We start from the raw sequence: 13,223 nt of genomic DNA on the forward strand, positions 1-13,223 counted from the left end.
CACCACGAAATGTATCTCCTACATTCACGGCATGCGGACGCTGCTCCGCTTCCATTTAAACCCAGGAGAGAGAACCATGGCATCCCCCGCATTGACAGACGACAAATCGAAGGCACTCGCCGCCGCGCTCGGACAGATCGAAAAGCAGTTCGGCAAGGGCTCGGTCATGCGCTTGGGCGACCATGACGTTTCGCGCGACATCCAGGCCGTCTCCACCGGCTCGCTCGGACTCGACATCGCGCTCGGCGTCGGCGGCCTGCCGCGCGGCCGCGTGATCGAGATCTACGGCCCGGAGTCGTCCGGCAAGACCACGCTCACGCTGCAGGTCATCGCCGAAATGCAAAAAATGGGCGGCACTGCCGCGTTCATCGACGCCGAACACGCGCTCGATCCGAGCTACGCGCACAAGCTCGGCGTCGACGTCGACAACCTGCTGGTCTCGCAACCCGACACCGGCGAACAGGCGCTCGAAATCGCCGACATGCTGGTGCGCTCGGGCAGCGTCGACGTCGTCGTCGTCGACTCGGTCGCCGCCTTGACGCCGAAGGCCGAAATCGAAGGCGAGATGGGCGACTCACACATGGGGCTCCAGGCGCGGCTGATGAGCCAGGCCCTGCGCAAGCTCACCGCCAACATCAAGCGGACGAATACGCTGGTCATCTTTATTAATCAAATTCGCATGAAGATCGGCGTCATGTTCGGCAACCCCGAGACGACTACCGGCGGCAATGCACTCAAGTTCTACGCCAGCGTGCGCCTCGACATCCGCCGCACCGGCGCGATCAAGAAGGGCGACGAGATCATCGGCAACGAAACCAAGGTCAAGGTCGTCAAGAACAAGGTCTCGCCGCCGTTCAAGGAAGCCTACTTCGACATCCTCTACGGCCAGGGCATCTCGCGCGAAGGCGAGATCATCGAACTCGGCGTCGCCCACAAACTCGTCGACAAGTCCGGCGCCTGGTACGCCTACAACGGCGAAAAGATCGGCCAGGGCAAGGACAACGCGCGCGAATTCCTAAAAGAACACCCGGAAATCGCGCACGAGATCGAGGCCAAGGTTCGCGCTGCCGTCGGCGTCAACAACCCCACGATCGCGGTCGAGGATGAAGACGAAGTCGAGGCCTGAGCCGAGCGAGTTGCGTGAGCGCGCGCTGCGCTATCTGGCGCGGCGCGAGCATAGCCGTTGGGAACTGGCGCGCAAGCTCGAGCAGGCGGGGTTTGTCATTGAGGAAATCGCGCCTCTGCTCGATGAGTTTGAAGAAAAGAACTGGTTGTCGGACCGGCGGTTTGCTGAGAGTTGGGTGGCCGATCACCAAGCCAAGGCCGGGAGCATGAAGCTGGCCTACGAACTCAGGCAGCGCGGTGTCGCCGAAGAGCTGATCGCTACAGTGCTCGCCGACACCGCGGACAACGAACTCGAACGTGCACGAGCGGTGTGGCGGCGAAAGTACGCAGGCGCCCCTGCCGACGCTGCCGAGAAAATGAAGCAGATGCGGTTTCTTCAGAGTCGGGGGTTTACGCTGGACGTCGTTCGCCAGATCGTCGATTCGGCGAAGGTCATCTAGACCTCCCCTAACGGCTTCCCACGTTGGGCAGCAGGGTCGCTCTTCTCGGAGTCTCGCGTGAGAACGGCCATGCAAGCAGCTGGAAATCGCATTCCAGCGCAGCCGTATTCGAAGTCAGCCTTTGCCAGCCGCCAGTCACCTTGATCCTTGTAAACGTGCCCGCGCGCGATATAACTGTCCCGTCTGCTTGGGTCAAGCCGGATCAAGGCCGTCGCATCGGCAAGCGCGCGCGAGTGGTCTCCGCGCTTCATGTGTGCGAACGCCCGTCCCTTGAGCGCCTCCCGATACCCGGGATCTGCCCGCAACGCTCGGGTAAAGTCATCCACCGCACCACCGAAATCGCCACGCTCCATTCGCAGCCCGCCGCGATTCGCGTATACACGCGCCGAGCCCAGCACCCGCTCGTCCGGCAATTTTTTCGCCGCATCGTCCCATAGCGCATAGGTACTGGAAAAAGTCTGAAGCCGGTCACTGGACACCCACGCGAAAGCCAGTGCGACGCTCAAGGCCAACGACCAAAACATACCGTTGGAAAGCCTATAAGTGAGCACGGGCATCGCGATAAACAATGGCGCCAGCCATAAATAGGACCGGTAAAGCACGAAGGGCTCCTGGATTTTCACGGTCGAAAACTCGACTACGAACAGAAGCAAAGGTGCCAATAGCGCGTATCCCACAAGACCGCGCCGTCCCCCCTTCAGCAGCCAGACCAGCGTAGTCAAGGCGTACGTGGCTAGCGCGAAGAGGCCCACCAAGTACTTTGGCTGCGCAAAATGCTGTGCAAAGGGAACGCGTATGTCGATGGACATCCAGCCCGGATAAGGCATGAGCATCAGACCGAGGTATTTGAAAAAAAGCGAGGCTTGGGTCAGGGCGCTCAGTGCCCACAAGGACGGCACGCTCTCGCTTCCACCCTGCTGGTGCACGAGCGCTGCCGCGAAAGGCTCATAGGTGGTCCCGAGGAGACCGCGCATCTTGACCACAACCAGGATCGCGATCCCCAGGTACAGGGCTGCCGGCAGTATCAGCCGACGCATCGTCTGCCGCGTCAGCGGCGCCGCCAATGTCGTCAGCGCCAGCGCCGCAGCAGGGATCGTGACCGCGTGTTCCTTGCTGAAACTCGAAAGCAAATAAAAGAAGGCAGAAAAAATGAAAAACGCTTTCTTGCGCGTCACCAGACCGTCGAAATACGCGCTCAACGCCAACAGGCCGAACAGCGTGGCCATCAGGATTGTTCGCTGGATCAGGTACCCGACCGCGTAGACAGCTGCCGGATGCAGCAAGAAGAGCAAGGCCGCCGCCAAGGCGGCGCGTCTATTGTTTGGATGCGGAGCAACATGATCCGCCACCTGCCGAATAAGCTTGTGCAGCACAAAAGCCGTAGCCAGATGCAGGCATACGTTCAGAAAGCGCTGGACGAATAGAGGGTCTTCAAAAATCAGGTCGACCCAGGCCGTCATGAAATAAGGGAGCCATCGAGGCGCAAACGAGAAGCCGTTCAGGAAAACCTTATCAAGTCCCCCTCGCTCGAAGAAATTCGTATCGTCAAAAAAAGGCGCATAGTCGAGCGAAGGCCAGTACAGGGCGAAAGTCGCACCTAGCAGTAGAAACGGGATCAGTCCTTTTAGGCGATCGATCATATTCACCTCATAGAATATCGGCATAGCGCGACCGAATCAGAATCGCTGATGGTCGCAGCGGCGGTCTTTCCATCGTATCAAGGTGAAACCGTTTGCACATTCCCCGATCCCCTCGGTCCGCAACATCTGCTCACAGTGCCCCAGACAAAAAAGCCCCTCCGAAGAGGGGCTTTTTTGAACGCAGAAGACTTACTTACAGTTGGCGTTGGCATCGCAGCTAATAGTGGTGGGTTTGCTGTCCTTTGCAGTCGCGGTAAAGGCCGCATAGACCGTTTTATTCTTGCCCGCCGTGGTGTCGTCGATAGTCGCACAGGCTGCCACGTTGGCAGCGGGAATCGAGTTGTTCTGGGATGCTTCGGCGAGGGCGATACGGGCGTAAGCCACAGCCTCGGCCTTGCAGGCACTGACCTTCGACTTGTCGACATACTGACTGTAAGCAGGAATGGCCACGGCGGCCAGAATACCGATAATCGCCACGACGATCATCAGTTCGATCAGGGTGAAGCCTTTTTGAATCTTGCGCATTTGATATCTCCTTGGATGGGGGCAGGTAAACACGAGTTGCCGTGTCTGACGCATTAACGAGCAGACGCCGTGCCAACTTTAGGAAAAAAGAAGCTTCACCCCGCTCCAAGGGCTGATCCCAAGCCAGGCGCGGCTTTCACTGTGTTTGGGCGAGCGGCGCAGGATTCAGAGGGGCGACCCATCCCCGCACACGCCTGCCCGCAGCGGCATGCAGTGACAATTTCCGTCAGGTCCGGGAAAGAAAAAAGCCACGCTTGCGCGTGGCTTTTTTAGATTTGGTGGGTCGGGCGAGATTCGAACTCGCGACCAACGGATTAAAAGTCCGCTGCTCTACCGGCTGAGCTACCGACCCGCTTTGTCTGACACGTTTGGTGTCCGGCAAAGCCCGAAATTATACTTAATTTTGAATCGTCGTCAAAGCCGGATGTGCTTTAAACCGCTTCCAGCTTGCGCATTCCGGCCGGCAGCAGCCGAAGGTCGGCGAGCGCGGTGACGAAGGCCTTGAGGAAGGTCGCCTCGCTCTCGTACACCATCTTGTAGTACTGCACTTTCATCGTCACGGCGCTGCCAAGCACGATCGCGACGAAGGTCAGAATGGACCCGATCGCCAGGGTGGAGAAGCCCGTGACGCCCTGACCGATCGTGCAGCCCATGGCGAGAACGCCGCCGAAGCCCATGAGGACTGCACCGACGAGATGATTGAAGAAGTCGCGCACCGAGGCGAACCATTCGAAGCGGAAGCTGCGCGAAATGAGCGCCCACAGCAGCGAGCCGGCGACGACGCCGGCGAGCGCCATGATGCCAAAGGTGAGCAGAGTGCGGTCGAAGCCGTTGGTCGCGTAGCCAAGAGACTGGCCCATCGGGTTGATGAAGGTGAACGACTGCGAGGCGAGCGGGCCGGCGGCGGCGGGGCGAACCGCATCGGCGGGCGCGTAGAGGTCCCAGTCCTGCACGTAGGTCTGCAGCGACATGATCTCGCCGTCAGCGTCGACCATGACGTTGCTCGTGATATACCAGGCCGCAAGCACGGCGAGGCCGACGACGAGGCCGCCGAGGATGTTGTCGAAGCTGCTGCGGAATTCGGCCGACTTGAACGCCCAGATCAGCAGCAGGCCGCCGATGACCGCGCCCATGACCATGCGGCCGGTGTCGGCGTTCTCCGCGAACAGCATCGCGCCGAGATCCTGGTTGGTGGTCAAGGAGACGGCGGTCGGGTTGGTCCAGCCGTAGAACAGCGTCGAGTACAGGGTCTTGTCGCTGCCCGGGAAGGGGTTGATCATGAAATAGGCGATCACGGCGATGACCAGGAACACCATGACCGACTTGAGGTTGCCGCCGCCGATGCGGACCAGGGTCTTGTTGCCGCAACCCGAGGCGAGCACCATGCCTATTCCGAAGAGCGCGCCGCCGAGCAGGTTTTCGAGCCAGGGGAAATTGTTCTGGCGGTACGGTGGGAAGGTATTCGTGACATTCACGAGACCGGCGGCCTCGAGGCCCATGACGCCGAGCACGCCGACCGCGATCGCGAGGACCCAGGCGCGCATGCGTCCGGTGTCGCCCATGTTGACCCAGTCGGACACGGCGCCCATGGTGCAGAAATTGGTCTTGTTGACGACCGCGCCCATGACGAGGGCGACCGCGAAGGTCGACCACAGTAAGAACGATTGGGCGCTTGCGAAATCTTCATAAGTCATGAGTCTGTCTCCTCTCGTCGGGGAGGCGAGCTGCTGCCGCGTGCTCTGCCAAAGGCAGAATCATAATGCGTTCGCGCCAAGGCCAGGCTGGATAATAAGTACCATTAGCGGCCGTCCATGCGCCCCAAATCGGCCGCCTTCGCGGCTCCGACCACTTCGCCGGGCCGCCGGACCGGCCTTCGGATTCAGGTCACCGGGCGTATCGCGTGGGGTCGGCCAAGCCGGCGGCAAGAAACCCCTCACGCCTGAGGCGACAGGCGTCGCAGCGTCCGCAGGCGCGCCCTTCGGCGTCGGCCTGGTAACAGCTCACCGTTTGCGCGTAGTCGACACCGAGCGCCGTCCCGCGATGGATGATCTCGGCTTTCGAGAGGTGTTGCAGGGGGGCGTGGATACGGAGTTGCGCACCTTCGACGCCGGCCTTGGTTGCCAGATTCGCCATGCGCTCGAAAGCCTCGATGAATTCGGGACGGCAGTCCGGATAGCCCGAATAGTCGACGGCGTTGACGCCGATGAAGATGTCGCGCGCGCCGAGCACCTCGGCCCACGCCAGCGCGAGGGCGAGCATGACGGTATTGCGGGCGGGCACATAGGTGACGGGAATGCCCGCGACAGGACTCTCGGGCACGGCGATCGACGCGTCGGTCAGCGCCGAACCACCGAAGTCGCCGAGGCCGAGACGGATCACGCGATGCTCGACCGCGCCGAGCTGCGCGGCAAGGCGCGCCGCGGCGGCGAGTTCGGCGGTGTGACGCTGGCCGTAATCGAGGCTCAGGGCGTGGCAGGCAAAGCCCGCCTCGCGCGCCATCGCGAGCGCGGTGGCGGAATCGAGGCCACCCGACAAGAGGACGATCGCACACGGCTTCATCGGCCCGGGGCGCTGCCCCACAACAGCTTGTGCAGCTGCACCTGCATCCGCACCGGCAGGCGGTCGGCGAGGATCCACTCGGCGAGTTGCGCCGGCGCGAGTTCGCCCTGCACCGGCGAAAACAGGACCGGGCATACCCGCTCGAGCGCGCGTTCGCGCAGCACCTCGCGCGCCCACTCGTAGTCCGCGCGGTCGGCGAGCACGAATTTGATCTCGTCGTGCGCGCCGAGATGGGCGAGGTTCTCCCAGCGGTTGCGGGCGACCTCGCCCGACTCGGGCGGCTTGACGTCGACGATGCGCGACACGCGCGGGTCGACCGCGCTCACGTCGAGCGCGCCGCTCGTCTCGAGGGACACCGAATACCCAGCGTCGCACAGGCGCGCAAGCAGCGGCAGGCAATTCTTTTGTGCGAGCGGTTCGCCGCCGGTCACACAGACGACGGAGACGCCGAACCCCGCGACACGCGCGAGGACCTCGTCGAGTGACACGGTCTCGCCGCCCTGGAAACTATAGGTCGTATCGCACCAGCGACAGCGCAAGGGGCAGCCGGCGAGGCGCACGAAGACGGTCGCAAGACCGGTGCGGCTGGTCTCGCCCTGGAGCGAAAGGAAGATCTCGGTGATGCGAAGCGTGGGCGGAGCGAGCACGGCGGGCGTATCGGGCGCAGCGCCGCGAAGACGCTGCGGAGGAGTCTATTTAAGGACGGCCAGCCGGCGTTCGGCGAGGGCCGCGGCATTCGTGCCTGGATGCTTCGCGACGATCTGCTCGAGCGTCTTGCGGGCACCGGCCATGTCGTCCAGCGCGATCTGGCTGGTCGCCATATTGAGCAGCGCGTCCGGCACTTTCGGGCTCGCGGGATACGCCGCAACGAGCTTCTGCTGTTGCGCGAGCGCCGCCTTGTAGTCCTTCAGCGCGTAATAGGCGTAACCGACCCAGTATTGCGCGTTGGCCGCGAGCGTGCTGGCCGGATACGTCTTCAGGAAACCCTTGAAGCTCGCGATCGCGTCTTCGTATTTGCCTTGGCGGAACTGGCCCAGCGCAGCCTCGTAGGCGCGCGATTCGGAGACGGCGTCGGGCGCAGCGGCCGACGCCGCGTCGCCGGGCGCTGCAGTGCTTGCGGCTGCGGCCGGCGCTGCCGCCTTCGCCATCTCACCGACGCGCTGGTCAAGGTCGGCGTAGAGATCGCTTTGCCGCTTCGCCAGCGTGTCGAGCTGGTGTACCTGAACTTCGGCCTGACCGCGCAGCCGGGCGACTTCGGCCTTGAGACGCTCGACTTCCTGCTGCACGTCGAGCAGCTTCGAGTTCTGCTGCATCGCGGTCTCGAGCTTGGCCAGACGGGCGTCGAGCGCCTCGACCCGTTGCTGCAGCGCCTGGGTCTGGCGCGCGAGTTCGCTGTCGCCGAACAGGGCCGCGGACGCCGGCGTCGCCAGCGCGACGGCCGACGCGAGGAAAACGCCGGAGAAGCGCAGGCGCCCCTTATTCGTCGCCATAGACGATGTCGGTACGGCGATTTTCGGCGTAGGCCTCTTCCGTATCGGCCTCGTTGCGCGGCTTTTCCTCACCGAAGCTGATCGCTTCCATCTGCGCGTCGCTCACGCCGAGCACGGCCAGCGCCTTGCGCACCGCTTCGGCGCGCTTCTGTCCCAGGGCGAGGTTGTATTCGCGGCTGCCCCGCTCGTCGGCGTTGCCCTGCAGCGTGATGCGTGCGTCGCGCTTCGACGCGAGGTAACCGGCGTGTGCTTCGAGGACCGGGCGGTATTCATCCTTGACGACAAAGCTGTCGAAATCGAAAAAGACGCTGCGCTTGGACAAGGCGTTGGCCGGCTCCTTGCGCGGATCGCCCGCGGCCTGATCGCCCGGCAGCGCGCTCCCCTCGACGCCTGCGCCGTCAACGCCGGTGCTCTCGGCGCCGGCCCCAACCTTGTCGACCGTCGTGACACTCGAGCCGCCGGTACGATCTTCGACGGTCGCGTCCTTGCTGCCGGTGGTGCCACATGCGGACAGGACCAGGGCCAGCAGGACGGGGATAGCAATCTTCTTCATGGATCTCTCCTTTTAATGAAAACAATGTATGGGCAGTTCAGCTTCCGCAAGCGGATGGCTGCCCAACCCTCCCAAACTCAAGCCAACACCTACGGCCCCCACGCAGGCTCGCGCGCGTCGACGCCGGATTCCGAGAGGCGGGCGCGCGTTTTGCCGTCGAGGGTGACGGTTCCGAGCACGCCGCGTCCGCCCTGCACCGTCGCGTACAGCACGGCCTGCCCGTTCGGCGCGAAGCTCGGCGCCTCGTCGCGCGTCGTTTCGGTCAGCACACGCGTCTGTCCGGAGGCAAGTTCCTGCAGCACGACGCGAAAGCGCCCGCCGTCGCGGCTGATGTATGCAAGATAGCGTCCGTCCGGGCTGATCGTCGGCGAAACATTGTAACTGCCCTCGAAGCTCACCCGCTTCGCGTCGCCGCCGCTTTTCGCGACGCGGTAAATCTGCGGACTGCCCCCGCGATCGGACGTGAAATAAAGCGTCTGCCCGTCCGGCGAGAATACCGGTTCGGTGTCGATGTCGCCGCTTCGCATGAGACGTGTGAGGCCGCTGCCGTCGACGTTGATCAGGTAGATCTGCGACGCCCCGTCGCGGGTCAGCACGACCGCGAGCTGCCGGCCGTCGGGCGACCAGGCCGGCGCCGAATTGGAACCCTTGAACGCGGCGACCTTGCGCCGTCCGCCCTGCTGCAGCGACTGCACGTACACCACGGGCTTCTTGTCCTCGAAGGACACGTAGGCGAGACGCGTGCCGTCGGGCGAAAACATCGGCGAAATCAAGGGCTCGAGCGAACGCACGATCGTGCGCGGATTCTGCCCGTCGGCGTCGGCGACGCGCAGTTCGTAACGCTTGCCCTGCTTCTGCACGTAGGCGATGCGGCTGCTGAACGCGCCGGGGATGCCGGTCAATTTTTCGTACACGACATCGGCGATTCGATGGCCCGTGGCGCGCCACTGCGCCGCCGTGATCTTGTAGCTATAGCCTGCGAGTTGCGTGCCCTTGACGACGTCGAGCAATCTGAAGCGTACTTCGAAACGCCCGCCGCCCAGCGCGACGACCTGCCCGATGACCATCGCTTCCGCGCCCTTGGTCCGCCACGCCGCATAGTCCACCTGGGACGGCTCGACCGGCTGCGCCGCACCGGTGACGTCGGTCATGCTGAACTGTCCGCTGCGCGCGAGATCGTCGGCGACGATCTGCGTGAGCGGCGGCGAAGGCTGACCCGCAGCGGTCTGGAAGGGCACCATCGCGATCGCGATCTTGTTCGCGGCACCGCCGACGACTTCGATCTCCATCGCGGCGTGAGCAGCGCGCGTGGCGCTCAGACCCAGGCACAGCAGGGAAAAAACCAGGAGGGCACGCAACAGGGATACAGGCATCTTGTTCGCTAGCACAGGGTTGGCGGGTGAGTTTAGCACAGGCCTTCAGGCCAGGCCGGCGGCGGCGTGGCGCCCCACGGGGCGCTACAGCTCACTCCTTAGGGCGATGTACGAAGGAAAGTTCCGGCACGAACTCGGCCCGCGCATCGCGGTCGGCGGGCAAGGGCAAAGGCGAGGATTTCTCGATCGCGCGCTTGACGGCGTCGTCGTACGCGGGGTTGCCGCTCGAACGCGTCACCCGCACGCTCTGCACTTCGCCTGTCGGAAGCAGCCTGACCAGGCATCGCACTTCGGGATTGCCGGCCAGGTTGTCGGGCAGGCGCGTATTGCCGCGCACCTTGGCGCTGATGAGATCGCGATGCTGCCCGACGAGACGGGCGATTTCGCTCTGCCGCGCGCCGGCGGCCGCTTTCGCTTCCGCCTGCTTCAGCAGACGCGCCTGATTCGCCGCCTCTTCGTCGGCCATCCGCCGTATCGCGTCCTCTTCCTCCATCTGCCGCAGCAGGTCGCGTTTTCTCTGCGCGGCGGCCTTTTCCTGTTCAGCTTTTTGCTGCGCTGCCTTTTCCTGCGCTGCCTTTTCCTGCGCTGCCTTTTCCTGCGCCGCTTTTTCTAATGCGGCTTTTTCCAGCGCGGCCGCCTTCGCCGCCGCGGCCTTTTTCTTCTCGAGCGCGATGTCGGGCGCCTTCGGCGGCGGGGGCTCATTCTTCACTTCGGGTTCGGGGACCGGCCGCGGCGCGGGCTGCGGCGGCTCGGGCGGGGGCGGCGCCGGCACGGGTGGACGGGGTGCCGGCGGTTGCGGGATCGATTCCCAGAGGTCGACCGTTACCGGCGCGGGATGCCGCGTCTGCCACGACACGCCGAACACGAGCAGCAACACGAAGAGCAGGTGCACGCCGAGCGCGAGAAGTCCCGCGGCGAGCCTCGGCACGGGGCGGGAGACGAAACGCCCGTCGCCGCGCGTCATGGCGCAGGCCGGGCGAGCAGGCCGATGCGCGTGATCTGCTCGCGCTGAAGAAGCGTCATGGTCTTCATCACTTCGTCGTAGCGGACGTTCTTGTCGGCCGCGATGACGACGGCCTGCTCGGGCGAGGCGCGATGCAGGCCCGCGATCTCATCCGCCAGGTCCGCCGCGCCCACCTGGCGCTCGGCGCCGCCCTGTGCGCGGTCGCGCAGGACGTACTCGCCCGACTCCTTGATGATGATTTCGAGCGGCTGCGACGGCGTCTGCGAGGTCTGTCCGACGCTCGGCAATTCGACCTGGGCCGGGTTGATGAAGGGTGCGGTGACCATGAAGATCACCAGCAGCACCAACATCACGTCGATCATCGGCACGACGTTGATCTGGGCGACCTGTTTGCGCGAGCGTGCCATCGCGTTCAGGCGGGCCGTTGCGTGACCTGTCGCTGCAGGATGTTGGAAAACTCCTCCATGAAGCTCTCCATCCGGTTGGCGAGACGGTCGACGTCGTGGGTGTAGCGGTTGTAGCCGACGACCGCGGGGATCGCCGCAAAGAGCCCCATCGCGGTCGCGATCAGCGCCTCGGCGATGCCCGGCGCGACCTGGGCGAGCGTCGCCTGCGCCACGGTCGCGAGGCCCTGGAAGGCCAGCATGATGCCCCACACCGTGCCGAACAGGCCCACGTAGGGCGACACCGAGCCGACCGTGGCGAGAAACGCGAGATGCGACTCGAGCGCGTCGAGCTCGCGCTGATAGCTCGCGCGCATCGCCCGTCGCGTGCCGTCGATGATGACGTTGAGCGAGAGCCCGGCCTGCTGGCGCAGCTTCATGAACTCGCGAAAGCCGGCTTCGAAGATGCGCTCCATCTCGCTCGCTTCCTCACGGCCGGCGGCGACCCTTTCGTACATCGCATGAATGTCGCCGCCGCCCCAGAACTCGTGCTCGAAGCGATCGGTGACGCGCAGCGCGCGCTTGAGCGCGAACATCTTGATGAAGATGTACCACCACGACATCAGCGATGCGCCAAGCAGAAGCAGCATCACGATCTGCACGGGCAGCGAGGCGTTGAGGATGAGATGGAGCAGCGACAGGTCCTGACTGATATCGGGGTTCACGGCGTGGGGCTCAGGGCTTGAAGTATCGTTGCGGGCATTTTAACGGGTTTGAAATTCGCGACGTCGACGCAGGCCAGCGTCACCACGGCCTCAGCTAGACGCTGCGTGCCGCGCATGAGTTCCTGGCGCACCGTCAGGCTCGCGCGGCCCGCGCTGTGCAGGACGGCCGAGACCTCGAGCGCGTCGTTGAAGCGCGCCGGCGACAGGTAGTCGATCTCGACCCGGCGGACGACGAAGACGATTCCCTGCGCGTCGCGCAGCATGTCCTGCTCGAAACCGAGCGCACGCAGCCACTCGCTGCGCGCCCGCTCCATGAATTTCAGATAATTCGCGTAGTAGACGACCCCGCCGGCGTCGGTGTCTTCCCAGTACACGCGGATGGGCCAGCGAAACGTCATACTCAGAAGAGTTCGGCGTCGCTGGCGGGCGTGGCGATCCCGAGATGCCGGTAAGCCAGCGGCGTCGCGACCCGGCCGCGCGGCGTGCGCTGCAGATAGCCCTGCTGGATGAGATAGGGTTCGAGCACGTCCTCGATCGTGTCGCGCTCTTCGCCGATCGCGGCCGCGAGATTGTCGAGACCGACCGGTCCGCCCATGAATTTCTCGACCACGGCGCCGAGCAGCTTGCGGTCCATGACGTCGAGCCCGGCGCGGTCGACGTCGAGCATCACCAGGGCGGCATCGGCGACCGCGCCGGTCGCCTCTCCGCCCGCCTTGACCTCCGCGTAGTCACGGACGCGCCGCAGCAGGCGGTTGGCGATGCGCGGCGTTCCGCGCGAGCGCCGCGCGATCTCGAGCGCGCCGGCCTCGTCGAGGTTCATCTGCAGCAGACCGGCCGAACGGTGGACGATGTAGCCGAGCTCCTCGGCCGAATAGAACTCGAGCCGCGCGACGATGCCGAAACGGTCGCGCAGGGGGTTGGTCAGCATGCCTGCGCGCGTCGTCGCGCCAACGAGCGTGAACGGCGGCAGGTCGAGTTTGACCGAGCGCGCCGCCGGTCCCTCCCCGATCATGATGTCGATCTGGAAATCCTCGAGCGCGGGATAGAGCACTTCCTCGACTACGGGCGAGAGACGGTGGATCTCGTCGATGAACAGCACGTCGTGCGGTTCGAGGTTGGTCAACAGCGCCGCGAGGTCGCCGGCGCGCTCGAGCACCGGACCCGAAGTCTGGCGCAGGTTGACCCCCATTTCGCGCGCGATGATGTGCGCGAGCGTCGTCTTGCCGAGCCCCGGCGGGCCGAACAGCAGGACGTGGTCGAGCGCCTCGCTGCGCTTTCTCGCGGCGTGGATGAAAATCTCGAGCTGCTCGCGCGCCTTGGCCTGGCCCACGTATTCGGCGAGCGTGCGCGGACGCAGCGCGCGCTCGATCTGCTCTTCCTGCGGGCCGACGGCGGTCGGTACGATAAGGCGGTCGGTTTCGATCATGGAACGCAGCGGACAGCGGG

Annotated in this window: 15 protein-coding genes and 1 tRNA gene; 2 read left to right on the forward strand and 14 right to left on the reverse strand. The window is 64.4% G+C overall.

What is annotated here, in order from left to right; all coding sequences use genetic code 11:
• The first annotated feature begins 76 nt into the window (after window positions 1–76).
• Both recA and recX read left to right on the forward strand, forming a co-directional pair.
• A complete protein-coding gene (recA, locus tag TBD_RS11030; protein WP_238376448.1) occupies window positions 77–1,126 on the forward strand; it encodes a recombinase RecA in 1,050 nt (349 codons plus the stop codon).
• On the forward strand, window positions 1,104–1,565 hold the full coding sequence (gene recX / locus TBD_RS11035; protein ID WP_011312710.1) for a recombination regulator RecX: 462 nt from the start codon (window positions 1,104–1,106) through the stop codon (window positions 1,563–1,565). Before recA ends, recX begins: the two co-directional genes overlap by 23 nt.
• Here the strand turns inward: recX and TBD_RS11040 are convergent.
• The 14 genes from TBD_RS11040 to ruvB all read right to left on the reverse strand — a co-directional run bounded on the left by TBD_RS11040 (window position 1,562) and on the right by ruvB (window position 13,203).
• Entirely contained in the window at window positions 1,562–3,205 is a 1,644-nt protein-coding gene (locus TBD_RS11040; RefSeq protein ID WP_148203050.1) for a tetratricopeptide repeat protein, read from the reverse strand. The genes recX and TBD_RS11040 overlap by 4 nt on opposite strands.
• 189 nt (window positions 3,206–3,394) lie before the next feature.
• Entirely contained in the window at window positions 3,395–3,730 is a 336-nt protein-coding gene (locus TBD_RS15245) for a pilin (RefSeq protein ID WP_011312712.1), read from the reverse strand.
• Between the two features lie 276 nt (window positions 3,731–4,006).
• Window positions 4,007–4,082, reverse strand: a tRNA-Lys gene (locus TBD_RS11050).
• A gap of 79 nt (window positions 4,083–4,161) precedes the next feature.
• Window positions 4,162–5,424 carry a YeeE/YedE family protein gene (locus TBD_RS11055; protein WP_011312713.1) on the reverse strand — a complete coding sequence of 421 codons (1,263 nt, stop codon included), beginning with the start codon at window positions 5,422–5,424 and terminating at the stop codon, window positions 4,162–4,164.
• A 190-nt stretch (window positions 5,425–5,614) separates the two neighbouring features.
• A complete protein-coding gene (queC, locus tag TBD_RS11060; protein WP_011312714.1) occupies window positions 5,615–6,289 on the reverse strand; it encodes a 7-cyano-7-deazaguanine synthase QueC in 675 nt (224 codons plus the stop codon).
• Window positions 6,286–6,936: a 7-carboxy-7-deazaguanine synthase QueE gene (gene queE / locus TBD_RS11065; protein ID WP_011312715.1), complete on the reverse strand. Its 651-nt coding sequence runs from the start codon at window positions 6,934–6,936 to the stop codon at window positions 6,286–6,288. Before queE ends, queC begins: the two co-directional genes overlap by 4 nt.
• A 45-nt stretch (window positions 6,937–6,981) precedes the next feature.
• Complete coding sequence (gene ybgF / locus TBD_RS11070; protein ID WP_011312716.1) at window positions 6,982–7,779, reverse strand: tol-pal system protein YbgF; 798 nt, start codon at window positions 7,777–7,779, stop codon at window positions 6,982–6,984.
• Window positions 7,766–8,332, reverse strand: a complete 567-nt coding sequence (pal, locus tag TBD_RS11075; RefSeq protein WP_011312717.1) for a peptidoglycan-associated lipoprotein Pal — start codon at window positions 8,330–8,332, stop codon at window positions 7,766–7,768. The genes ybgF and pal overlap by 14 nt, the downstream gene beginning before the upstream one ends.
• An 89-nt stretch (window positions 8,333–8,421) precedes the next feature.
• The gene (gene tolB, locus TBD_RS11080) at window positions 8,422–9,705 is read right to left on the reverse strand and encodes a Tol-Pal system beta propeller repeat protein TolB (protein ID WP_011312718.1); all 1,284 of its coding nucleotides are present in this window, start codon (window positions 9,703–9,705) and stop codon (window positions 8,422–8,424) included.
• Window positions 9,706–9,796: 91 nt separating this feature from the next.
• A complete protein-coding gene (locus tag TBD_RS11085) occupies window positions 9,797–10,669 on the reverse strand; it encodes a cell envelope integrity protein TolA (protein WP_011312719.1) in 873 nt (290 codons plus the stop codon).
• Entirely contained in the window at window positions 10,666–11,076 is a 411-nt protein-coding gene (gene tolR / locus TBD_RS11090) for a protein TolR (protein ID WP_011312720.1), read from the reverse strand. The genes TBD_RS11085 and tolR overlap by 4 nt, the downstream gene beginning before the upstream one ends.
• A gap of 5 nt (window positions 11,077–11,081) precedes the next feature.
• The gene (tolQ, locus tag TBD_RS11095) at window positions 11,082–11,777 is read right to left on the reverse strand and encodes a protein TolQ (protein WP_011312721.1); all 696 of its coding nucleotides are present in this window, start codon (window positions 11,775–11,777) and stop codon (window positions 11,082–11,084) included.
• On the reverse strand, window positions 11,774–12,175 hold the full coding sequence (gene ybgC, locus TBD_RS11100) for a tol-pal system-associated acyl-CoA thioesterase (RefSeq protein ID WP_011312722.1): 402 nt from the start codon (window positions 12,173–12,175) through the stop codon (window positions 11,774–11,776). The genes tolQ and ybgC overlap by 4 nt, the downstream gene beginning before the upstream one ends.
• Window positions 12,176–12,177: 2 nt before the next feature.
• Window positions 12,178–13,203: a Holliday junction branch migration DNA helicase RuvB gene (gene ruvB, locus TBD_RS11105; protein ID WP_011312723.1), complete on the reverse strand. Its 1,026-nt coding sequence runs from the start codon at window positions 13,201–13,203 to the stop codon at window positions 12,178–12,180.
• Window positions 13,204–13,223: the final 20 nt, after the last annotated feature.

The sequence above is a fragment of the Thiobacillus denitrificans ATCC 25259 genome, from assembly GCF_000012745.1.
Lineage (GTDB): Bacteria > Pseudomonadota > Gammaproteobacteria > Burkholderiales > Thiobacillaceae > Thiobacillus > Thiobacillus denitrificans_B.

Bases quoted from the DNA above. Each gene is read 5' to 3' on its own strand.
- tolB (WP_011312718.1), bottom strand. From the start codon at position 9,705: ATGCCTGTATCCCTGTTGCGTGCCCTCCTGGTTTTTTCCCTGCTGTGC.
- TBD_RS15245 (WP_011312712.1), bottom strand. From the start codon at position 3,730: ATGCGCAAGATTCAAAAAGGCTTCACCCTGATCGAACTGATGATCGTC.
- recX (WP_011312710.1), top strand. From the start codon at position 1,104: ATGAAGACGAAGTCGAGGCCTGAGCCGAGCGAGTTGCGTGAGCGCGCG.
- ybgC (WP_011312722.1), bottom strand. From the start codon at position 12,175: ATGACGTTTCGCTGGCCCATCCGCGTGTACTGGGAAGACACCGACGCC.
- TBD_RS11085 (WP_011312719.1), bottom strand. From the start codon at position 10,669: ATGACGCGCGGCGACGGGCGTTTCGTCTCCCGCCCCGTGCCGAGGCTC.
- ybgF (WP_011312716.1), bottom strand. From the start codon at position 7,779: ATGGCGACGAATAAGGGGCGCCTGCGCTTCTCCGGCGTTTTCCTCGCG.
- queC (WP_011312714.1), bottom strand. From the start codon at position 6,289: ATGAAGCCGTGTGCGATCGTCCTCTTGTCGGGTGGCCTCGATTCCGCC.
- pal (WP_011312717.1), bottom strand. From the start codon at position 8,332: ATGAAGAAGATTGCTATCCCCGTCCTGCTGGCCCTGGTCCTGTCCGCA.
- TBD_RS11055 (WP_011312713.1), bottom strand. From the start codon at position 5,424: ATGACTTATGAAGATTTCGCAAGCGCCCAATCGTTCTTACTGTGGTCG.
- ruvB (WP_011312723.1), bottom strand. From the start codon at position 13,203: ATGATCGAAACCGACCGCCTTATCGTACCGACCGCCGTCGGCCCGCAG.
- recA (WP_238376448.1), top strand. From the start codon at position 77: ATGGCATCCCCCGCATTGACAGACGACAAATCGAAGGCACTCGCCGCC.
- tolR (WP_011312720.1), bottom strand. From the start codon at position 11,076: ATGGCACGCTCGCGCAAACAGGTCGCCCAGATCAACGTCGTGCCGATG.
- TBD_RS11040 (WP_148203050.1), bottom strand. From the start codon at position 3,205: ATGATCGATCGCCTAAAAGGACTGATCCCGTTTCTACTGCTAGGTGCG.